The following is a 21,224-nucleotide window of genomic DNA, read 5'->3' as shown; positions in this document are numbered from 1 at the left end:
TAGGGGTGGTCTTCCTTTTCCTGGGGGGGTCCCCCTCATGGGGGGGTTTGTGTCTTTTTTCCCCCCCCCCCCCCCCCCCCCCCCCCCCCCCCTCCCCCCCCCCTTTTTCCCCCCCCCCCCCCCCCCCCCCCCCCACAACCATGTCGAGTGACCGGCCGGCCCGGTTGGTACGGCGGAGCGGAACTCCCCGGACTCGTGTGATGAGCAGTCAAGTGCTGTGACGGGCCCCTCCCCACTTCATGATCGCCACCGGCCTTCGGTCACTTGACGCAAGCACCGGCAATAGGTTGCATACGTTCTGTGATCGTGCACCCTGCTCCATCTTCCTGTTCCTCCCCGTCCCTTCGGACGTCGCTTCGGGCAGGGGGCGCCGCGCCGTGGACCCGGTGATCATCGTCGGAGCCGGGCCCGTGGGGCTCACGCTCGCACTGTCGCTGGCACGCCAGGAGGTGCCGTGCGTACTCCTCGACGAAGGGCCGGGCAAGGACGAACCCCGTCCGGCGCGCACCGTCGTCCTGCGCGAGGACACGGCCGCGCTTCTGGAGCGGCTGACCGGGGTACCGCTCGCGCACGCCGGAGCGCGTTGGGCCGGATGGCGGTCGATGCGGCGCAAGCAGGTGATGCGCGAGGTGGCCTTCGGCGACGCCGATCCCGCTCCGCTGCACATCGCCCAGCACGTCGTGACGGGTGCCCTGCGTACCGCCCTCGCCGGCGAACGGCTCGTCAAGATCGCCACGGACAGCCGGCTGGACACCATGGAGCAGGAACCGTCCGGCGTCACCGCCCGCACCCGTGGCTCGGCGGGCACGTGGTGGCGTGGCAGTTATCTGGTCGGCTGCGACGGTCCGCGCTCGACCGTGCGCAAGCTCCAGGACATCCGCTTTCCGGGGCGCACCGCGGTGGAACGTCACGCCGTGGCCGCGCTGCGCACCGAGCTCCCCTGGCACGACGAGGCCCTGCTGCACCGGCTGCCGCCGTGGCGCACGTCCGGTCCCTCGGCCGGGGAGATCACCGCGCGGCCGCTGCCGGACGGGGTGTGGCGCCTGGACTGGCTGCTGCCGCCCGGCAAGGATCTGGTCACGCCCGAACTGCTGCTGACGCGGGTGCGGGAGACGCTGGCCGGATGGGCCAACGGTCCGACCCCGCCGTACGAGTTGCTGGACACCGGTGTGCACACCGTGCACCACCGGCTGGCCCGGCGCTGGCGGGCGGACCGGGTGTTCCTCGCCGGGGACGCGGCTCATCTGCTCGGCACACTGGGCACGCACGGGCTGGACGAAGGGCTCCGCGATGCCGACAACCTGGCCTGGAAGCTGGCGCTGGCCTGGCACCACGGTCCGCACGAGGCGCTGCTGGACAGCTATCAGACGGAGCGTCGGGCGATCGTCGCCTCCCGGCTGCGCGCCGCCGACCAGGCGCTGCCGCTGGTGCGCGGCGGCGGAGGGCTGCGTTCCTACGTCCCTGGCTCCGCGCGGGGGCATGACGCGCTCCTGATGGACGGTCACCTGGGACGGGGTCCCCTGGGCTCGACTGGGTCGTACGCCGGTTCGCCGCTCGCGCCCGGCAGGCTCGAGGGCGAAGCGCCCGTCGGGACGGCTCTCGGGGAGGCGGTGACGGATGTGCGGGTCACCGCGGAGGACGGCACGTTCGTGCAGCTGCGGGACCGGCTCGGCCGCGGTGCGCTCCTGGTGGTGCTGATCGCTCCCGGCACGGGTGTGTGGGAGCGCCGGCACTGGGTGTCCGCCGGGATCATGCCCCGGCTGGCCGCCGCCGTCTCGGCACTGCCGCACCGGGCGGAACTGCTGGTCGCGGAGAGCTACCCGGGGGCTGCTGCCCACACCGTGCTGCTGGTCCGCCCCGACGGCCACCTGGTGACCGCGCTGAGCGGGGTCCGCCCGGCGGATCTGTACGCGGCGGCGGAGGCGGTGCTCGGCGGGCCCGTCGGGGCGAAGGCGGGAGGCGATGCGGGTGCGAAGGCCGATGCGGGGGCCGGGTCGCGCTGAGGCGGGCCGTCGTCACGGTTCACGGTCCGCATGGTGACGTCGAGTTGAACCGTGAACCGCCTCGTGGTGTACTCCGCCTCGTGACCGACACCTGCGTGCACCTGTGGCGGCGGGTCCACATGGACCTCGTCCGCTATGCGGGCTGCGTGTGTCGTCCGTCCTGTTGATTCGCCGCTTCTCACCTCCCGGCGCGCGCCGCTGCGCGCGTCCGTCGCGAACCTCTTCAGGACGGTGCACGTGTCTGTCCCCTCCCCTGTCCCGGCCCCCGTCGCCGCACCCACTCAGGCGGACCTCCTCGACTTCGTACGGCGTACCGCCGCCGACGCCGAGCTGATCGCCTCCCTTCCGCTCGACCCCGAGGGGCGCACCTGGGTGCGACTCGACGGGCCGCGCGGCAGTGAGGCCTGGCTGATCGGCTGGCCGCCGGGGACCGGTACCGGCTGGCACGACCACGCCGACTCCGTCGGTGCCTTCATCACCGCGGCGGGCGAGCTGAGGGAGAACTCGCTCGCCGCGCGGCTGCCCACCGACGGCTGGAGAACCCTGGAACTGACGGACGGCGTGGACCGGGATCGCCGGCTGACGGCCGGGCAGGGACGGGCCTTCGGGCGGCACCATCTGCACGAGGTGTTCAACCAGTCCCTGGACCGGCACGCGGTGTCCGTGCACGCCTATTACCCACCGTTGCCGCAGATCCGCCGCTACAGCCGCAGCGGCCGGTTGCTGCGACTGGAACAGGTCGAACGGCCGGAGGACTGGCAGTGAACAGGACCAACGAGCTGTCCGGCGATCCCGTCGGGATCGACGAGCTGCTGGAGCGAGTGCGCGAAGGCTATGAACGCGTCGAGGCGCGGGACGCCCATGAGGCCGCCCTCGCCGGCGAGGCGCTGCTGGTGGACATCCGCTATGCCGCCCTGCGGGAGCGGGACGGGCTCGTCCCCGGCGCTCTCGTCGTCGAGCGCAACGAACTGGAGTGGCGCCTGGATCCCTGGGGAAGCCACCGCCTTCCCGAGGCGACGAGCCACAAGCTGCGCGTGATCGTGATCTGCAACGAGGGCTACGCGTCCAGCCTGGCCGCGGAGTCCCTCCAACGGCTGGGACTGCACCGGGCCACCGATCTGGTGGGCGGCTTCCAGGCCTGGCGGTCGGCGGAACTGCCTGTGGTGCCCGCGTAGCGCGTAACGTCGCGGGCTGCCCGGGCGCCGGCCCCCGCCTGCTCAGAACTCCTCGTCGTTGAGGAACTCGGTGTCCTCGCCTTCCTCCTCCAGCGCCTGCCGGACGACGCGCAGGGCGAGGCCCTCGGGGTAGCCCTTGCGGGCGAGCATGCCCGCGAGGCGGCGGATGCGCTTGTCACGGTCCAGCCCGCGGGTGGCGCGCAGCTTGCGGGCGACCAGTTCGCGCGCGGTCTCCTCCTCCTGCTCGGAGTCGAGCTGGGAGACTGCGGCGTCGATCAGCGCCGGGTCGACGCCCTTGGTGCGCAGCTCGCGCGCGAGTGCCCGCCGGGCCAGCCCCCGGCCGTGGTGCCGCGACTCCACCCAGGCGTCCGCGAAGGCACTGTCGTTGATCAGTCCGACGTCCTCGAACCGGGACAGCACCTCCTCGGCGGCCTCGGCCGGGATCTCCCGCTTGCGCAGGGCGTCGGCCAGTTGTCTGCGGGTGCGCGGGGTCCCGGTGAGCAGGCGCAGACAGATGGCCCGCGCCCGCTCGACCGGGTCCCCCGGAGGTCCCTCCCGCTCTGCCCTCGACGAGGAAGAGGCGCCCCCGTCCGCCGCGGCCGCGTCGCCGAAGGACCGGCGCCCGCGCCCGCGTCCACCGCGCGGCCCGCCGTCACGCGAGCCGCCCGCCCGTGCACCGCCGCCGCGCCGCCTGCCGTCGCCGGAGTCCTCGTCCCGGATGCCGCCCGCGCCGGTGCTGTCGTCGTACGCCGCATCACCGCCCGCGGCTGAGCCCCGGCCGCCTGCGGTGCCCCTCCCCCGTGGGGCACCGGAAGCGTCGAACTCGTACTCGGCCCAGTCGGTTCGTCGGGTCACGGGTCAGCTCTTGGCAGCCGCGGCCTTGGACTTGGAGCCCTTGGCCGCCGGGGCCGGTACCGCGGCCGGCTCGGCCGCAGCCGCGCTGACGGCGTCCGCGCCCTGCTCGGCGGCGGGGTCCTCCGGCCGCACGCCGACGCCCAGCTTCTCCTTGATCTTCTTCTCGATCTCGTTGGCGAGGTCGGGGTTGTCCTTCAGGAAGTTGCGGGCGTTCTCCTTGCCCTGGCCGAGCTGGTCGCCCTCGTACGTGTACCAGGCGCCGGCCTTGCGGACGAAGCCGTGCTCCACGCCCATGTCGATCAGGCCGCCTTCGCGGCTGATGCCCTGGCCGTAGAGGATGTCGAACTCGGCCTGCTTGAAGGGCGGCGCCACCTTGTTCTTGACGACCTTGCAGCGGGTGCGGTTGCCGACCGCCTCGGTGCCGTCCTTGAGGGTCTCGATGCGGCGGATGTCGATACGCACCGAGGCGTAGAACTTCAGGGCGCGGCCACCGGTCGTGGTCTCCGGGGAGCCGAACATCACGCCGATCTTCTCGCGGAGCTGGTTGATGAAGATCGCGGTGGTCTTGGACTGGTTGAGCGCGCTGGTGATCTTCCGCAGGGCCTGGCTCATCAGGCGGGCCTGCAGACCCACGTGGCTGTCGCCCATCTCGCCTTCGATCTCGGCGCGCGGGACGAGCGCGGCGACGGAGTCGATGACGATGAGGTCGAGGGCCCCGGAGCGGACCAGCATGTCCACGATCTCCAGAGCCTGCTCGCCGTTGTCCGGCTGGGACAGGATCAGGTTGTCGATGTCGACGCCGAGCTTCTTCGCGTACTCGGGGTCGAGGGCGTGCTCGGCGTCCACGAAGGCGACCTGGCCGCCGGCCTTCTGCGCGTTGGCCACCGCGTGCAGCGTCAGTGTCGTCTTACCGGAGGATTCCGGTCCGTAGATCTCCACCACACGGCCGCGCGGCAGACCGCCGACGCCGAGGGCCACGTCGAGCGCGGTCGACCCGGTCGGGATGACCTCGATGGGCTCCTTCGAGCGCTCGCCCATGCGCATGACCGCGCCTTTGCCGAATTGCCGTTCAATCTGTGCGAGCGCGGCGTCGAGCGCCTTCTCGCGGTCGGTTCCTGCCATGGGTTCCACCCGGTTTGCTTGAGTCGATCGCTTCACGTCAAAGACGCTAACGCCTGCCACTGACAACGCGCCCCGACGCACGTCCGGCCTGTGGATAACGAAGGCACCTTTCTGCCCCAACCGGGACGGAACGCCCTTCGCTGAGCCTCACCGGCGCTCCCATAAGAATAGATGTTCGATTTTCGTGTCAAGCCGCGCCGCGCCGCACCCGCGGATGGGCGGCCGGGTTCAGGAAGGCTCGGTGTCCGAGTCACCGGGGCGCGCCGCGCCCGGCCTGCCGATCCACAACCGGCGGGCGCGCACGAGCATGCGCGGCCCGTCGCCAGGGCCGCGGTGACCGTGCACACGGGGGTCGTCCGTGACGTCGTACCGCTTCACGTACGCACCCAGGAACGCCTGGAGGGTGGCGACGGCGGGGATGGCGATCAGCGCCCCCACCGCGCCCAGCAGGGCGGTGCCCGCGACGACCGACCCGAAGGCGACCGCCGGGTGGATGTCCACGGTCCTGGAGGTCAGCTTGGGCTGGAGCACGTAGTTCTCGAACTGCTGGTAGATCACCACGAAGATCAGCACCCACAGCGCGTACCAGGGGTCGACCGTGAAGGCGATGAGCATGGGCAGCGCGCCCGCGAGATACGTGCCGATGGTGGGGATGAACTGCGACACCAGCCCCACCCACACGGCCAGCACGGGCGCGTAGGGCACCTCGAGGAACTCCAGCAGGACGAAGTGCGCCAGGCCGGAGACGAGTGCCATCAGTCCGCGCGAGTACAGGTAACCGCCGGTCTTGTTCACGGCGATCTCCCACGCGCGCAGCACCTCGGCCTGCCGCGCGGGCGGCAGCAGGGAGCAGACGGTGCGCCGCAGCCGCGGACCGTCGGCGGCGAAGTAGAACGAGAACAGGGCGACGGTCAGCAGCTGGAAGAGACCGCCGAGCACCTGCGCGGACACGTCCAGCACCCCGGTGGCGCTGTTCTGGACGTAGGTGCGCAGCCAGTCGGAGCGCAGCAGGCCCTCCTGGATGTCCACCCGGCGCAGCTCGGTGTCGAAGTGGGTGTTGATCCAGTTGATCACGGAGTCGAGATAGTTGGGGAAGTCTTCGACGATCTTGACGATCTGCCCCGCGAGCATGGATCCGAGCAGCGTGACGAAACCCGCCCCCGCGACCAGGATGCCCAGGAAGACGAGGAAGGTGCCCAGACCCCGGCGCACCCCGCGCGCGGCCATCCAGCTCACCGCGGGTTCGACGGCGAGCGCCAGGAAGAACGCGATCAGGACGTTGATCAGCAGGCCGGTGAGCTGGTGGAAGGCCCAGCTGCCCAGCTGGAACACGGCGATGAGCGCGAGCGCGAGCACCATGGCGCGCGGCAGCCAGCGCGGCATACGGGCGCCCGGCGCAGCCGTGGGGCCCACCGGAGGCTCTGCGGGCGACGGCGCGCCGGGCGGGGTGGGGTGCCGGTCCGCCGGCCCGGTCTCGTCAGTGGGTGCCACGGCTCAAGTTTCACCCACACGGGTGGCGGTCGTCCGCACCCGGGTTGTCTCTGTGACGATCAGCGCATTTCCCGGGGAACGTCCATCACCGTGCAGACCACCTGCCAGACGTCCTTGGCGTCCCAGCCGGCCGCCAGCGCCTCGTACACGGTGCGCCCGCCGAGCTCGGCCATGACATGGTCGCGCGCGAAGGTGTCGGCGTAGCCCGCGCCGAAGTGCTCCGCCATCCGCTCCCAGAAAACCGTCAACCGCATGCCTCCAGTATCCCGCCTGTGGGGGTGCCCCCGGTCCACCGCGCCTGCCGGCGCCGCTTTGCGCCTACGGTCGGTCCCATGGCCGACACCGGAGCTGCCCCACCGCCCCCGACGACACCGCCGCGCGGCGCGCTCGCGCGGGCGGAGCGGTTCATCTGGCTCACCGCGCGGGTGCTCGAGCAGCATCTCTTCGCCCACCACTTCCGCGGCGGCGACGCCGCTCCGGTGGAGAGGGCGCTGGACGCCTACCGCAACGACGACGGCGGATACGGCCATGTGCTGGAGCCCGATCTGCGCGGCCCGGTCAGCCAGCCGCTGCACACCGCCCGCGCGCTGCGCGTGCTGGACGCCGTGGGGCGCTGCGGCGGCCGGCGCGCGGAGGACGTGTGCCGCTATCTGACGTCCGTCTCCACGGCGGACGGCGCGCTTCCGGGAATCCATCCGAGTCAGCGCGGCTACCCGGTGGCGCCCTTCGTCCCGGTCGTGGACGACCCGCCCGGCGAGCTGCTGGCCACCGGGCCGGTGGTGGGGCTGCTGCACCGCAACGGGGTGTGGCACGCCTGGCTCTTCCGCGCCACGGACTTCTGCTGGCAGGCAGCGGAGTGGCTGGAGAGGTCGCACCCCTACGAGATCGAGGCCGCCGTGGCCTTCCTGGACCACGCGCCGGACCGCGCCCGCGCGAAGGCCGCCGCCGAGCGGCTGGGCCGTCTGGTGCGCGAGCAGCGGCTCGCGGCCCTCGACCCGGACGACCTCGGGGCGTACCCGGTCGCAGCCGGCTACGCCCCGGGCGAGCACCACTTCCCGCACGACTACGCGCGGACGCCCGGCTCCCTGGCGCGCGCGTGGTTCACCGACGAGGAGATGACACGCTCCCTGGACTTCCTCTCGGCCGAGCAGCGGGAGGACGGCGGCTGGCCCGTCCGCTGGCGCCAGTGGGCCCCTGGCCCGTCCCTGGAGGCCCGCTCGCTGGTGACGATCGAGGCCCTGCGCACCCTGGTGGCATACGGCCGCGCCGTCGACTGAGCGTCGTGCCTCGCGGCGGCGTTCATGCCCGTGTGGCCGCCCGCGGGGGGAGTCTCACCCGCCCAGTGCCCGCACCCCCGCCGTCACCACGACCGCCGCCCCGACGACGAGCAGGAACGGGGCGCGCAGGACCAGGGCGACCGCGGCGGCCGCCAGTCCGGCCGCGCGGGCGTCCAGGACCAGGGCCTGGCCGTCGGAGAAGGTCTGCTGGGCCGTCAGGGCCGCGAGCAGGGCGACCGGCAGGAGCGCGGCCAGACGCCTGACGAGGGGGCGTTCGAGGACCCCGGCGGGCACCAGCAGCCCCGCCAGCTTCACGGCGTAGCAGCCGAGGACGGTCACGCCGATCGCGATCCAGATGTTCAACGCTTCTCCTCCCTCACGTCGCCGCGCGCCACACTTCTGCGGCCCTGCGCCCACAGGACGGCCGGTGCCGCGAGCGCGGCCACCAGGACCGGCACCCCGGCCGGCAGGACGGGCAGCAGGCCGAGCCCCAGCAGGACGGCGACACCGGCGACGGTCCGCTCGGTGCCGGTCCGCAGCATCGGGGCGAGCAGCGCCAGGAAGACCGCCGGGCCGGCCGCGTCCAGCCCCCACGCGTCGGTGTCCCCGATGGCCTCCGCGCCCAGCGCACCGAGCAGCGTCGTGAGGTTCCACAGGACGTACAGGCTGAGCCCGGTCACCAGGAAGCCGATGCGTGCGCTGCGCCGGGTGGGCTGGGCGAGCGACACGGCGGCCGTCTCGTCGATGACCCACTGGGCGGCGAACGGCCGCACCGCGCGGGGAAGCGCCAGCAGCTGCGACAGCCGCAGCCCGTAGAAGGCGTTGCGCACGCCCAGGAAGAACGCCCCCGCGGCGGCGGTGAAGGGCCCCCCTCCGGCGGCCAGGGCTCCCACCAGCGCGAACTGGGAGGCGCCGGTGAACACCAGCAGGCTCAGCGCGCAGGTCTGCAGCAGGGTGAGCCCACTGCCCGCCGAGGTCACTCCGAAGGCGAACCCGGAGAGTCCGACGGCGATCCCGACGCCGAGCGCGTCCCGTACGACGGCGCCGTCGGGCTTTCCTCCGCCGTCGTCCCGTATGTCCGCGGGTGCTGCTGTAGTCCGTTCCACTGCCACGCCCCGGACGGTACGGGACGGCGATCCCGCGCGTCTTGTACGTTCTTGCGCTCACGCTGGTAGGCGCCCGGCGGCACGCCAACGATCCGGCTGAAGTGCCGGTTGAGATGCGGCTGGTCGGTGAAACCCACCGTCAGGGCGGCCTCCGACGGCGCCGTCCCCGCGTCCAGCAGCCGCCGTGCCCGCCGTACCCGCGCGTCGGTGAGCCAGGTGTGCGGCGGCATCCCGTAGGTGTCCCGGAACGCGCGCAGCAGCGCGAACGGGCTGGTACCGAGTTCGGCGGCCAGCCGCTCCAGGGTCGGTGGCGCGGCCATCCGCTCCTCCAGCACGGCACGCGCGCGTGCCGCGATCCGGGCGCCCGCCGTGGGCACCTCGCGTCGCGGCAGCGTCCCGCCGTTCAGCCGCAGCAGCCGGGTCACCGCCACGCGGAGCAGCGTGTCGGCGGCCAGCGCGTTGCCCTCGTCGGTGGCCCGCAGCACCTGGTGCACCAGCTGCACGGTGTACGGATCGTCGAGCACCGGCGTCACGAATCCCGGCGCCCCGCGCAGCGTGGTGGTCTCGGCGGCGATCGCGGCCACCACGTCCGGCGACGGGTACACCGCACCGTACTGCCATCCCTCGGGGACACCCGCCCTGCCCGTGTGCGGGGTGTCCGGGTTGACCAGGGCGAGCGCTCCGGCGCCCGCGTACACGTCGCCGGAGCCGTGGTGGAACACCTCCACCCCGTCGGCGATGGCGGCGATCACGAAGTGCTCGTGGGTGTGCCGGACGAACGTCTTGCGTATGTACCGGGCCCGCAGCAGATCGACACCGGGCAGCTCGTCGTACTGCCAGTGCCGCGCTCGCTCCTTGCGCGATTCCGCCATACGGCCATTGTCACGCGGGCCCGGCCGGCCCCCGCCCGTCCCCCGGCCCGAATGTCAGTGGCCGGGTGCACGATGGACGCATGGTCAGCGATCCGCACCGAGCCCTGGACGGCTTCTCCCCCGCGACCCGCGGCTGGTTCACGGGGGCGTTCTCCGCGCCCACCGCCGCCCAGGCAGGGGCGTGGCGGGCCATCGGGGAGGGCTCGGACGTGCTGGTGGTCGCCCCCACCGGTTCCGGGAAGACCCTGGCCGCCTTCCTCGCCGCCCTCGACGAGCTGGCCTCCGCACCTCCGCCCGCCGACCCCAAGAAGCGGTGCCGCGTTCTCTACGTCTCGCCGCTGAAGGCCCTGGCCGTCGACGTCGAGCGCAACCTCCGCAGCCCGCTGACCGGCATCCGCCAGGAGTCCGTGCGGCTGGGGCTGCCGGAGCCCGAGGTGAAGGTCGGCATCCGCTCCGGCGACACCCCGCCGGCCGAGCGCCGCTCCCTGGCCACCCGGCCGCCGGACATCCTGATCACCACCCCGGAGTCGCTGTTCCTGATGCTGACGTCCGCCACGCGCGACGCGCTGACGGGCGTGGAGACGGTGATCCTGGACGAGGTGCACGCGGTCGCGGGCACCAAGCGCGGCGCGCATCTGGCTCTCTCCCTGGAGCGGCTGGACGAGCTGCTGCCCCGCCCGGCCCGCCGCATCGGTCTCTCGGCGACGGTGCGCCCGGTGGACGAGGTCGCCCGGTACCTCTCCCCGCGCCGCAAGGTGGAGATCGTGCAGCCGGAGTCCGGCAAGGAGTTCGACCTCTCCGTGGTGGTGCCCGTGGAGGACCTGGGGGAGCTGGGCGGTTCCCCGGTCGCCGAGGGTGCGGAGGGTGCCGAACGCCCGTCGATCTGGCCGCATGTCGAGGAGCGGATCACCGACCTGGTGCAGTCGCACCGCTCGACCATCGTGTTCGCCAACTCCCGCCGCCTCGCCGAGCGCCTGTGCAACCGGCTCAACGAGATCGCCTACGAGCGGGCCACCGGGGAGCCGCTGGACGAGCACCACTCCCCTGCCGAGCTCATGGGCGGTTCCGGGGCCGCCCAGGGAGCGCCCGCGGTCATCGCGCGCGCCCACCACGGTTCGGTGTCCAAGGAGCAGCGCGCCCTGGTGGAGGAGGACCTCAAGGCGGGCCGGCTGCCTGCGGTGGTCGCCACGTCCAGCCTGGAGCTCGGCATCGACATGGGCGCCGTCGACCTGGTGGTGCAGGTGGAGTCCCCGCCGTCCGTCGCCTCCGGCCTCCAGCGGGTCGGCCGCGCGGGACACCAGGTGGGCGCGGTCTCCACGGGCGTCGTGTTCCCGAAGTACCGGGGCGACCTGGTGCAGGCGGCCGTGGTCACCGAGCGGATGCGCACCGGGGCGATCGAGTCCCTGAGGGTCCCCGCCAATCCGCTCGACGTCCTGGCCCAGCAGCTCGTCGCCATGACGGCCATGGACACCTGGCAGCTGGACGACCTGCTCGCCCTGGTCCGCCGCACGGCGCCCTTCGCCTCCCTGCCCGAGTCCGCCTTCACGGGCGTGCTGGACATGCTCGCCGGCCGCTACCCGTCCGACGCCTTCGCGGAGCTGCGCCCGCGCGTGGTGTGGGACCGGGTCACGGGCGAGATCACCGGCCGTCCCGGCGCCCAGCGGCTGGCCGTCACCTCCGGGGGGACGATCCCCGACCGTGGCCTCTTCGGGGTGTTCCTCGCGGGCTCCGACCCGAAGAAGGGCGGTGGGCGGGTCGGCGAGCTGGACGAGGAGATGGTCTACGAGTCCCGCGTGGGTGACGTCTTCACCCTCGGCACCAGTTCCTGGCGCATCGAGGACATCACCCGCGACCGGGTCCTCGTCTCCCCGGCGCCGGGAGTGCCGGGCCGGCTGCCGTTCTGGAAGGGCGACCAGCTGGGCCGGCCACTGGAGCTCGGCCGCGCGGTGGGCGCCTTCCTGCGCGAGGTGGGCGCGCTGTCCAGGGACGACGCCCGGCTGCGGCTCGTCGCGGCGGGGCTGGACGCCTGGGCCGCGGACAACGTGCTGTCCTACCTCGACGAGCAGCGTGAGGCCTGCGGCCACGTGCCCGACGACCGCACCATCGTCGTCGAGCGCTTCCGCGACGAACTGGGCGACTGGCGGGTCGTCGTGCACTCCCCGTTCGGTGCCCAGGTGCACGCCCCGTGGGCCCTCGCGCTGGGCGCCCGCCTCTCCGAGCGGTACGGCATGGACGCCCAGGTGATGCACGCCGACGACGGCATCGTGCTGCGGCTGCCGGACGCCGACCTGATGAGTCTCGACCTGCTCGACCAGGAGCCGATGAAGGCCGGCACCGAGTACGACGCGGACCAGGCCCCCGTGGGAGCCGGCGACGTCGTCTTCGACAAGGGCGAGGTCGACCAGGTCGTCACCGACCAGGTGGGCGGCTCGGCCCTGTTCGCGTCGCGGTTCCGCGAGTGCGCCGCCCGCGCGCTGCTGCTGCCCCGCCGCAACCCCGGCAGGCGCACCCCGCTGTGGCAGCAGCGTCAGCGTGCCTCCCAGCTGCTGCAGGTGGCCGGGGAGTTCGGCTCGTTCCCGATCGTCCTGGAAGCCGTCCGCGAATGCCTCCAGGACGTCTTCGACGTTCCCGGACTCGTCGAGCTGATGGGCGACCTGGAGTCCCGCAAGGTGCGGCTGGTGGAGGTGACCACCCCCGAGCCGTCGCCCTTCGCCCGCTCCCTGCTGTTCGGGTACGTCGCCCAGTTCCTGTACGAGGGCGACTCCCCGCTCGCCGAGCGCCGCGCCGCCGCGCTGTCGCTGGACTCGCGGCTCCTGGCCGAGCTGCTCGGCCAGGCGGAGCTGCGCGAGCTCCTCGACGCCGAGGTGCTGACCGAGCTGGAGCGTGAGCTGCAGTGGCTCAGCGAGGACCGGCGCGTGAAGGACGCGGAGGGCGTGGCCGACCTGTTGCGGCTGCTGGGCCCGCTCACCGACGCCGAGCTCGCCGAGCGCGGCGCGGAGCCGGCGTGGGCGCGGGAGCTCGCCTCCGCGCGGCGCGCCATCCGGGTGCGGGTGGCCGGTACCGACCACTGGGCGGCCGTGGAGGACGCCGGCCGGTTGCGTGACGCGCTGGGCACGGCACTTCCGGTCGGTGTGCCGGAGGCGTTCACCGAACCCGTCAAGGACCCCCTGGGCGACCTCCTCGCGCGGTACGCACGCACCCACGGCCCGTTCACCTCGGCCACGGCGGCGGCCCGCTTCGGCCTCGGCGTGGCGGTCACCGAGGGCGCCCTGCAGCGGCTCTCGGCGGCGGGCCGGGTCGTCCAGGGCGAGTTCCATCCGGCCGGGATCGGACAGGAGTGGTGCGACGCCGCCGTGCTGCGCAGGCTGCGCCGCCGTTCCCTGGCCGCTTTGCGGCACGAGCTGGAGCCGGTGCCACCGGCCTCGCTCGCCCAGTTCCTCCCCCAGTGGCAGCACATCGGCAAGGGGCACACCCTGCGCGGCATCGACGGCCTGGTGCGCGCCGTCGAGCAGCTGCAGGGCGCGTCCGTGCCCGCGTCCGCCCTGGAGAAGCTGGTCCTGCCGTCCCGGGTGGCGAACTACACCCCCGGGATGCTGGACGAGCTCACGGCCGCCGGAGAGGTGGTGTGGGCCGGTGCCGGTTCGCTCCCCGGCAAGGACGGCTGGGTCTCCCTCTATCTCGCGGACACGGCCCCGCTGCTCCTGCCGCCTCCGCACCCGCTGGAGCTCACCGCGCTCCACCAGTCGGTGCTGGACACCCTCACCGGCGGCTACGGCCTCTTCTTCCGCCAGATCGCCGACCAGGTCCGCGCCACCACCCACCCCGAGGCCACCGATCCCCAACTGGCCGACGCACTGTGGGACCTCGCCTGGTCCGGGCGGCTCACCAATGACACGCTCACCCCCCTGCGCTCGCTGCTGGGCTCCGGCCGCACGGCCGGGTCCACCGCCCACCGCGCGAAGCGCTCCGTCCCGCGCGGGCGGTACGGCTCGCTCACGGCGGCCGCCCGGACCGCCTCGCGCACCGGTCCGCCGACCGTCGCCGGACGCTGGTCCCTGACCCCCGCCCGGGAGGCCGACCCCACGGTCCGCGCGCACGCGCTGGCCCACACCCTGCTGGACCGGCACGGTGTGGTGACGCGGGGAGCGGTCGCCGCGGAGGGCGTCGAGGGCGGGTTCTCGGCGACGTACCGCATCCTGTCGGCCTTCGAGGAGACCGGACAGGCCCGTCGCGGCTATGTGGTCGAGGGTCTGGGCGCCGCCCAGTTCGCGATGGACGGTGCCGTGGACCGCCTCCGCGCGGCGGCCAACGCCCGCGAGCGGGGAGAGGCCCTCCCGGCCGCCCCGGACGCGGCGCCCGGTCCCTTCGACGGCGGACCAGCCCCCTTCGAGACGGCCCTGGACGGCGACGGTTTCCCCGGCCCGGACGACGGCCCGTACCCGCGCCTCTCAGCGGGCGACTACGTCTCGCCGCGCGATCCGGCCCCGCAGGCCCCGCCCTCCTGGCAGAACGGCGGACGTCCGTCGTACGACCCCTTCGCCGGCCGCCGCACCGGCCCCGACGCCATCGCGCGGGCCGTCGTCCTCGCGGCCGCGGACCCGGCGAACGCCTACGGTGCCGCGCTGGGCTGGCCCGAGCCCCCGACCGGTGCCGGGCACAAGCCCGGCCGCAAGGCGGGCTCCCTGGTGGTGCTGGTGGACGGCGAACTGACGCTCTACATGGAACGCGGCGGCAAGACGCTGCTGGCCTGGCCCGCGGCCCCCGACGGCGAACCCGCCTCGGACCCCCGTCTGCCGGCCGCCGCCGAAGCCCTCGCCGCGGCAGCCCGCGCGGGCTCCCTCGGCACGGTCACGGTGGAGCGCGTCAACGGCACCTCCGCCCTCACGTCCCCCCTCGGCGCCCTCCTGGAGACCGCGGGCTTCGTGGCCACCCCCCGGGGCCTGCGCCTGCGCGCGTGACCCGGCCGACCGGCCCGGCCCCCTGATTCCAGCGGCCCGAGTGCGCGGAGGGGCCCGCCGCTCCTGAAGGGACCCCGCGGCCCCCACCGCCCACCGGGAACGGCCCCGGCCGGCCACGCCCACCTGTCACAGCACCCCGCGAGGCCCAACAGCCCCGCCGGGCACCCTGCGCCCACTGCTGGGCAGCGTCGACGGCCTGCCGCCCTCCCAAGACGGCCGACCGCGCGCCCGGCCCCGCCCCGTCCGACGTGTCACCCTTGACCCATGCCCGAAGGAGATACGGTCTGGCAGGCCGCGCGGCGGCTGCACGATGCCCTCGCGGGCAGGGTGCTGACCCGCAGCGACCTTCGGGTGCCCCGGTACGCCACGGCCGATCTCACGGGCCGCACGGTGCTGGACGTCACTCCGCGCGGCAAGCACCTGCTGACCCGCATCGAGGGCGGCCTGACCCTGCACTCGCACCTGAGGATGGACGGATCCTGGCGGGTGTTCGCCGACGGGCAGCGCTGGAACGGTGGTCCGGCGCACCAGATCCGCGCGATCCTCGGCAACGCCGAGCGCACGGCCGTCGGCTATCGGCTGCCCGTGCTGGAACTGATCCGCACCGGCGACGAGGACCGCGCGGTCGGCCACCTCGGACCCGACCTCCTCGGCCCTGACTGGGATCCCGACGTCGCCTTGGCCAACCTTCTGAAGGACCCGGCCCGTCCGCTCGGTGAGGCCCTTCTCGACCAGCGGAACCTGGCCGGTATCGGCAATGTCTTCAAGAGCGAGCTCTGCTTCCTGCTGGGCGCCACGCCCTGGCTTCCCGTGGGCGACCTGCCCGCCGACCGTACGGCGAAACTGCCGGAACTCGCCCGAAGACTGCTGGAGTTCAACCGCGAACGCCCGATTCGCAGCACGACGGGGCGGCGCGGCCAGGACCTCTTCGTGTACGGCCGCGCCCGCCGCCCCTGTCTGCGCTGCCGCACGCCCGTCCGGGTCGCCGACCAGGGCGACGGCTCCCGCGAGCGCCCCACGTACTGGTGCCCCACCTGCCAGCCGGGTCCGGCCCCCGCGCGGTCCCGCTGATCCGACCGGTCGCGGTCCCGCTGATCGACCGGTCACAGACATCGCGCACCGCACACTCAGTACCGCTCGTGAGGTGCGCCCGGCCGCCAGGCCCGCCGCCACCGCCCCGCCGCCAGGGCCCCCTGTGCACGGGCCTTGGGCATGCAGTGCACCGGCAGCACACTGAGCCCCCACCCGCCGGCCGCGACCGCCCCTTCCAGCGCACCGGCGCCGGGCACCAGCAGCAGCCGCAGCACCGCCCACCACCACAGTGCCCCGAACGCCACAACGGCCGTCCAGCGCACTACCGGCCCGGGGCCGCATCCCGATACGGCCGGGTCGGTCACCCGTTCTCGGCCTGGAACATCCAGTGCTGCTTCTCGAGGTCCCCGGTGACCGCGATGAGGATGTCCTGGCTCACCGGATCCGGCTCCTCGGTCGACGTCACCCGCTCGCGCATCCGGGCGATCACCGCACCCAGCGCGTCCACCATCGTGCTCACCGCCGTCGAGTCGTCGACCCAGCCCTCCGGCGTCACGCCGATCCCGCTGCCGACGGCCACCGTCGCGGCCCGCCCGTCGGGCGAGACACCGAGGGCCGCCGCGCGCTCGGCCACGGTGTCGGAGTGCTGACGTGCCAGAGCCACGACCTCGTCGAGCTGGAGATGCACACTGCGGAAGCGCGGTCCGACCACGTTCCAGTGGATCTGCTTCGCCACCAGGGCGAGGTCCACCAGGTCGGCCAGGGCACCTTGCAGCGCCTCGGACACGGTCTTCAGGTTCTCGTCGGACAACGGGCTCTTCACGACGTACATCCGCACCTCCGTGGCTGACCCCCGCCTCGTCCTTCAACGATGACGGCCCCGTCCGGCACCGGCAAACGCACACCGGGCACACTCCGGAAGCGCCCGTGCATGCGAAAACCCCGGCGGCACCCCTCCGGATCTCCGGAAGGGCCCCTACCGGGGCATCTCACAAACTCACACCGCGCAGGCGCCGGACGCCGTGCTCACGCGGCGACGACGTCCACCGCCTCGGCGGGCGCCTTGATGGTCACCCGTTCCGGTGGCACACCGGTCACCGAAACAGAACCCAGCATCGGACGAACCGGCGTGGGTACGGGTTCGCTGGGGGTCGCTGCAGCAGACTGGGCCAGCTCGGCGAGGGCGAGCTCGTCGCTCACTTCCCGCATGAGCTCGGACATCCGTACGTCCAGCGCGTCGCAGATGGCGGAGAGCAGTTCGGAGGAAGCCTCCTTCTGCCCCCGCTCCACCTCGGAGAGATAGCCGAGTGAGACTCGGGCGGACGAGGAGACTTCGCGCAGAGTACGGCCCTGGCGCTGGCGCTGCCGACGCAGCACGTCACCCAGCAGGCGACGGAGCAGAATCATCGGTGGCTCCCTCCTCGGACCGCGTAGCCGCATCCTTCTCGCCCCACCGTACCGCCTCGCGCCGCGGCCGTGCGGGGAGCGATGTCGTGTTCACTCAGGGCTGCAAACATCAAAACCCCCCGTTCCGTTCCGTATCCTGTGCCCGCTCATTCCCGGTCTGTTCGCCCGCAAGCTCCGTCAGAAGCAGCGCGAGCACGCTCCGTACACTCTCCATACGAATTTCCGCGCGGTCGCCGTTCAACCGCAGATGCTCCACTTTTCCGCCACCGGCGGAAGGGGAGCCGGGGTCGGAAGGCCCGTCCACGGCCACGAACACCGTTCCGACGGCCTGTCCGTCCTGAGGGTCCGGACCGGCGACGCCCGTGGTGGCGATGCCCCAGTCGGCGCCCAGAGCTGCCCGGACACCGGCCGCCATCTGGGCCGCCACCTGCTCATCCACGGCTCCGCGCTGCGCCAGCAGAGTGGCGTCCACGCCGAGCAGCCGCTGCTTCAGGTCGGTGGCGTAGGCCGTCACCGAGCCCCGGAAGACCTTGGACGCCCCCGGCACCGACGTGATCTCCGCCGCCACCAGGCCACCGGTCAGCGACTCGGCGACGGCGAGCGTTCCGCCGTTGACGGTGAGTAGTCGCACCACGTCGGAGGCCCTCGAACTCACGCTTCCGTCTCCTCCAACGCCGCCTTGCGCTCGGCGATTCCCCGCCTGCGGAGCACAATGGCCTGTTTCACATAGTCGAGCCCGGTCGCCACGGTCAGCACGACCGCCGCAGCCATCACCCACCACCGCAGGGTGGCCAGCCACCCGGTCAGCGCCAGGACGTACATACCGACCGCGATGCCCTGCGTGAGGGTCTTGAGCTTGCCCCCTCGGCTGGCGGGGATGACGCCGTAGCGGATGACCAGAAAACGCAAGAGGGTGATGCCGAGTTCCCGGCCGAGGATGACGCCGGTGACCCACCACGGCAGATCGCCCAGCGCCGAGAGACAGATCAGCGCCGCTCCCATGATCGCCTTGTCGGCGATGGGATCGGCGATCTTCCCGAAGTCGGTGACGAGGTTGTAGGTGCGCGCCAGATGCCCGTCGAACAGGTCGGTGATCATGGCGATGGCGAAGGCTGCCCAGGCGAACGACCGCCACGCCGGGTCGTGACCGCCGTTGGCGAGCATCAGCATCACGAACGCCGGCACCAGCAGCAGCCGGAGCATGGTGAGCAGGTTGGCGATGTTCCAGACGCTGGCCTGGTTGACGGCCGCCGCCGCGATCTTCGCTCCCCGCGCGGGCCTGGTGCCGTCCTCGGAGTCGACGCCGTCGTGGAACGAGGTGACCGGAGCCGTCTCGTCGCCGTGCGCGTGTGCCCCGCCCGTGCCGCCGCCGGACGAGCCCGGAGCCGCGCCGCGCGCCTCACGCGCGACCGCGCGGCCGGACCCCGGCAGGCCTCCGGGCGCGGTGCCCGCCGCCCTCCTCGCGCCGGAGGGGCCACCCGCCGCCGATGCCGGGACACCCGTCATCTGCCCGCCTCCTCACTCCACGCGAGCGAACCCTGGGCAAGCGGCTCGGCCACCAGGTCGACACCTTCCGTGCCCACCACCTTCGCCTCGACCATACGGCCGACGCTCACACCCTCGCCGCTCGTGAGCAGCACCTGGCCGTCCGTCTCGGGAGCCTGGTGCGCCGCCCGCCCGTACACGCCCTCTTCCTCGTCCACGGACTCCACCAGCACGTGCACGGTCTCGCCGACCCGCTCCTCGGCGCGCTGCGAGACGAGCTCCTCGGCCAGCCGCGAGACACGGGCCAGCCGCTCGGCCACGATCTCCTCGTCCAGCTTGTGCTCGTACGTCGCCGCCTCGGTGCCCTCCTCGTCGGAGTAGCCGAAGACGCCGATGGCGTCGAGCCGCGCGTGGTTCAGGAAGCGCTCCAGCTCGGCCAGGTCGGCCGCGGACTCGCCGGGGAAGCCGACGATGAAGTTGGAACGGACACCGGCCTGGGGCGCCTTGCTCCGAATGGTGTCGAGCAGTTCGAGGAACCGGTCGGTGTCGCCGAAGCGGCGCATCGCGCGCAGCACATCGGGCGCGGAGTGCTGGAAGGACAGGTCGAAGTAGGGGGCGACCTTCGGGGTGGAGGTCAGCACGTCGATCAGGCCGGGCCGCATCTCGGCCGGCTGCAGGTAGCTGACCCGTACCCGCTCGAGGCCGTCGACCTCGGCGAGCTCGGGCAGCAGGGACTCCAGCAGGCGGATGTCGCCCAGGTCCTTGCCGTAGGAGGTGTTGTTCTCGGAGACCAGCATGATCTCCTTCACGCCCTGTTCGGCCAACCAGCGTGTCTCGTTCAGCACGTCGCTGGGGCGGCGGGAGATGAAGGAGCCGCGGAAGGAGGGGATGGCGCAGAAGGAGCAGCGCCGGTCGCAGCCGGAGGCGAGCTTCACGGAGGCCACCGGGGAGCCGTCGAGCCGGCGGCGCAGGGGCGCGCGGGGCCCGGAGGCCGGGGCGAGGCCCTCGGGGAGGTCCACCGGGCCGTGTCCCGGGAGCGCGACGGAGGCGGCGGAGTCCTGCCGCTCGGCCGGGCTGATCGGCAGCAGCTTGCGCCGGTCGCGCGGGGTGTGGGAGGCGTGGATGCCGCCGTTCAGAATGGTCTGGAGGCGGTCGGAGATGTCGGTGTAGTCGTCGAAGCCGAGCACGCCGTCGGCCTCGGGCAGGGCCTCGGCGAGTTCCTTGCCGTACCGCTCGGCCATGCAGCCGACGGCGACGACGGCCTGCGTTCTTCCATGCCCCTTGAGGTCGTTGGCCTCCAGGAGGGCGTCGACCGAGTCCTTCTTCGCGGCTTCGACGAATCCACAGGTGTTCACGACGGCGACGTCGGCGTCCTCGGCGTCCTCGACGAGCTGCCAGCCGTCCGCCTCCAAACGGCCTGCGAGCTCCTCCGAGTCCACCTCGTTACGGGCGCAGCCAAGGGTGACGAGTGCGACGGTACGGCGTTCAGGCATGGACTCAAGACTACTTCGTCCCGCCGACACCCCACGTCGACGGGGTTGGCCGATCATGACCGACCCCGTCGCCGATGTGTGCTTCGGTACCGCTTATCCGGCCTGCGGGTCGCCCTTGGTGTAGGTCAGGCGCTCGACGGCGCCCGGCTGCCAGTCGTCCTCGATCTTCTTGCCGTTGACGAACAGGTCGATCGCGCCGGCGTCGCCGAGCACCAGGTTGATCTTGGAACTGTCCTGGAACGTCTTGGATTCGCCCTGCTTGAGCAGTCCGTCGAACAGCAGACGGCCGTTGTGGTCCTTGGCGGAGATCCAGCTGCGCCCGTCGGCGGCGGTGACCTGGACCGTCACCTTGTCCTGCGGTGCGGCGGCGATGGCGCTGTCCGACGGCTTCGGCTCGGGGTCGACGGGCTTCTTGGACTTGGGGGTGGGTGAGGCCTTTTTGCTGGGTGTGGCGTCGTCGGCGACGTTCGTCTTGCCGCCTTCGTCCTCGCCCTTGACCATCGTGAAGCCGACGAAGCCGATCACGACGACGATCGCGGCGACCATGGCCGCGGTCCAGTTGGGTCCGCGCCGCTCCGGACGGATGCGTTCCGCCTCGAAGAGGGGGGCGGCCGGGGTCGGGGCCGGACGGCCGCCGCCGTGCTCGGTCTCGAACTGGGCGATCAGCGGGGCCGGGTCGAGGTGCACGGCCTTGGCCAGGGTCCGGATGTGCCCGCGTGCGTAGACGTCGCCGCCGCAGGGCGCGAAGTCGTCCGCCTCGATGGCGCGCACGATGCCGATACGGACGCGGGTGGCGGTACTGACGTCGTCGACGGTGAGCCCGGCCGCGATGCGCGCCTGCTGCAGCGCTCGGCCGACGGAGGGGCGGGCTTCCTCGGAAACGTCTTCGAACGGACGCTCGTCTTCAGGGGAGTTGCCGATGGACACGGGGGCGCCTTTCGAGCGTGT

At 72.8% G+C, this 21,224-nt stretch carries 21 protein-coding genes; 7 read left to right on the top strand and 14 right to left on the bottom strand.

Annotated features, from left to right (window positions below; translation table 11 throughout):
- Positions 1 to 377: 377 nt before the first annotated feature.
- From ACZ44S_RS12215 to ACZ44S_RS12200, 4 genes are all read left to right on the top strand, one after another.
- The gene (locus ACZ44S_RS12215) at positions 378 to 2,003 is read left to right on the top strand and encodes an FAD-dependent monooxygenase (RefSeq protein WP_466927549.1); all 1,626 of its coding nucleotides are present in this window, start codon (positions 378 to 380) and stop codon (positions 2,001 to 2,003) included.
- Between the two features lie 119 nt (positions 2,004 to 2,122).
- Positions 2,123 to 2,170, top strand: a complete 48-nt coding sequence (locus ACZ44S_RS12210; protein ID WP_309506048.1) for a hypothetical protein — start codon at positions 2,123 to 2,125, stop codon at positions 2,168 to 2,170.
- A gap of 70 nt (positions 2,171 to 2,240) precedes the next feature.
- Positions 2,241 to 2,768: a cupin domain-containing protein gene (locus ACZ44S_RS12205; RefSeq protein ID WP_466927548.1), complete on the top strand. Its 528-nt coding sequence runs from the start codon at positions 2,241 to 2,243 to the stop codon at positions 2,766 to 2,768.
- Complete coding sequence (locus ACZ44S_RS12200) at positions 2,765 to 3,178, top strand: rhodanese-like domain-containing protein (RefSeq protein ID WP_466927546.1); 414 nt, start codon at positions 2,765 to 2,767, stop codon at positions 3,176 to 3,178. The genes ACZ44S_RS12205 and ACZ44S_RS12200 overlap by 4 nt, the downstream gene beginning before the upstream one ends.
- A 42-nt stretch (positions 3,179 to 3,220) precedes the next feature.
- Here ACZ44S_RS12200 and recX read toward each other — a convergent pair whose 3' ends face one another.
- From recX to ACZ44S_RS12180, 4 genes are all read right to left on the bottom strand, one after another.
- Complete coding sequence (recX, locus tag ACZ44S_RS12195) at positions 3,221 to 4,033, bottom strand: recombination regulator RecX (protein ID WP_466927545.1); 813 nt, start codon at positions 4,031 to 4,033, stop codon at positions 3,221 to 3,223.
- Positions 4,034 to 4,036: 3 nt separating this feature from the next.
- A complete protein-coding gene (gene recA / locus ACZ44S_RS12190; protein ID WP_466927542.1) occupies positions 4,037 to 5,155 on the bottom strand; it encodes a recombinase RecA in 1,119 nt (372 codons plus the stop codon).
- Positions 5,156 to 5,383: 228 nt separating this feature from the next.
- A complete protein-coding gene (locus ACZ44S_RS12185) occupies positions 5,384 to 6,646 on the bottom strand; it encodes an AI-2E family transporter (RefSeq protein ID WP_466927540.1) in 1,263 nt (420 codons plus the stop codon).
- 59 nt (positions 6,647 to 6,705) lie between these two features.
- Positions 6,706 to 6,900: a DUF3046 domain-containing protein gene (locus tag ACZ44S_RS12180; RefSeq protein ID WP_466927537.1), complete on the bottom strand. Its 195-nt coding sequence runs from the start codon at positions 6,898 to 6,900 to the stop codon at positions 6,706 to 6,708.
- 78 nt (positions 6,901 to 6,978) lie between these two features.
- On the opposite strand from ACZ44S_RS12180, the gene ACZ44S_RS12175 reads away from it, so the two are divergent.
- Positions 6,979 to 7,923 carry a hypothetical protein gene (locus ACZ44S_RS12175; RefSeq protein WP_466927535.1) on the top strand — a complete coding sequence of 315 codons (945 nt, stop codon included), beginning with the start codon at positions 6,979 to 6,981 and terminating at the stop codon, positions 7,921 to 7,923.
- 54 nt (positions 7,924 to 7,977) lie between these two features.
- On the opposite strand, the gene ACZ44S_RS12170 is transcribed toward ACZ44S_RS12175, so the two are convergent.
- The 3 genes from ACZ44S_RS12170 to ACZ44S_RS12160 are packed head-to-tail and all read right to left on the bottom strand — an operon-like array spanning position 7,978 to position 9,901.
- Positions 7,978 to 8,286 carry an AzlD domain-containing protein gene (locus ACZ44S_RS12170; RefSeq protein ID WP_466927532.1) on the bottom strand — a complete coding sequence of 103 codons (309 nt, stop codon included), beginning with the start codon at positions 8,284 to 8,286 and terminating at the stop codon, positions 7,978 to 7,980.
- Positions 8,283 to 8,999, bottom strand: coding sequence for an AzlC family ABC transporter permease (locus tag ACZ44S_RS12165; protein ID WP_466928070.1), 717 nt, complete (start codon positions 8,997 to 8,999; stop codon positions 8,283 to 8,285). Before ACZ44S_RS12165 ends, ACZ44S_RS12170 begins: the two co-directional genes overlap by 4 nt.
- Positions 8,900 to 9,901, bottom strand: coding sequence for an AraC family transcriptional regulator (locus tag ACZ44S_RS12160; RefSeq protein WP_466927529.1), 1,002 nt, complete (start codon positions 9,899 to 9,901; stop codon positions 8,900 to 8,902). The genes ACZ44S_RS12165 and ACZ44S_RS12160 overlap by 100 nt, the downstream gene beginning before the upstream one ends.
- 80 nt (positions 9,902 to 9,981) lie before the next feature.
- Between ACZ44S_RS12160 and ACZ44S_RS12155 the strand changes: the two genes are divergently transcribed.
- Entirely contained in the window at positions 9,982 to 14,859 is a 4,878-nt protein-coding gene (locus tag ACZ44S_RS12155) for an ATP-dependent helicase (protein WP_466927525.1), read from the top strand.
- A 264-nt stretch (positions 14,860 to 15,123) separates the two neighbouring features.
- Positions 15,124 to 15,930: an Fpg/Nei family DNA glycosylase gene (locus ACZ44S_RS12150; protein WP_466927523.1), complete on the top strand. Its 807-nt coding sequence runs from the start codon at positions 15,124 to 15,126 to the stop codon at positions 15,928 to 15,930.
- 56 nt (positions 15,931 to 15,986) lie between these two features.
- Here ACZ44S_RS12150 and ACZ44S_RS12145 read toward each other — a convergent pair whose 3' ends face one another.
- From ACZ44S_RS12145 to ACZ44S_RS12115, 7 genes are all read right to left on the bottom strand, one after another.
- Entirely contained in the window at positions 15,987 to 16,196 is a 210-nt protein-coding gene (locus ACZ44S_RS12145; RefSeq protein ID WP_466927521.1) for a hypothetical protein, read from the bottom strand.
- Between the two features lie 56 nt (positions 16,197 to 16,252).
- Positions 16,253 to 16,723 carry a Dps family protein gene (locus ACZ44S_RS12140; protein ID WP_466927518.1) on the bottom strand — a complete coding sequence of 157 codons (471 nt, stop codon included), beginning with the start codon at positions 16,721 to 16,723 and terminating at the stop codon, positions 16,253 to 16,255.
- Between the two features lie 194 nt (positions 16,724 to 16,917).
- Positions 16,918 to 17,298 carry a helix-turn-helix domain-containing protein gene (locus tag ACZ44S_RS12135; RefSeq protein WP_003993396.1) on the bottom strand — a complete coding sequence of 127 codons (381 nt, stop codon included), beginning with the start codon at positions 17,296 to 17,298 and terminating at the stop codon, positions 16,918 to 16,920.
- Between the two features lie 109 nt (positions 17,299 to 17,407).
- The gene (locus ACZ44S_RS12130; RefSeq protein ID WP_466927515.1) at positions 17,408 to 17,953 is read right to left on the bottom strand and encodes a CinA family protein; all 546 of its coding nucleotides are present in this window, start codon (positions 17,951 to 17,953) and stop codon (positions 17,408 to 17,410) included.
- Positions 17,950 to 18,804, bottom strand: a complete 855-nt coding sequence (gene pgsA, locus ACZ44S_RS12125; RefSeq protein WP_466927514.1) for a CDP-diacylglycerol--glycerol-3-phosphate 3-phosphatidyltransferase — start codon at positions 18,802 to 18,804, stop codon at positions 17,950 to 17,952. The genes ACZ44S_RS12130 and pgsA overlap by 4 nt, the downstream gene beginning before the upstream one ends.
- Positions 18,801 to 20,276 carry a 30S ribosomal protein S12 methylthiotransferase RimO gene (gene rimO / locus ACZ44S_RS12120; protein WP_466927512.1) on the bottom strand — a complete coding sequence of 492 codons (1,476 nt, stop codon included), beginning with the start codon at positions 20,274 to 20,276 and terminating at the stop codon, positions 18,801 to 18,803. Before rimO ends, pgsA begins: the two co-directional genes overlap by 4 nt.
- Before the next feature lie 93 nt (positions 20,277 to 20,369).
- Entirely contained in the window at positions 20,370 to 21,203 is an 834-nt protein-coding gene (locus ACZ44S_RS12115; RefSeq protein WP_466927509.1) for a helix-turn-helix domain-containing protein, read from the bottom strand.
- Between the last annotated feature and the right edge of the window lie 21 nt (positions 21,204 to 21,224).

The organism is Streptomyces malachitofuscus (genome assembly GCF_055571035.1).
Note: the sequence above shows the minus strand (reverse complement) of the source record. Positions and strands in the feature narration are given on the sequence as shown.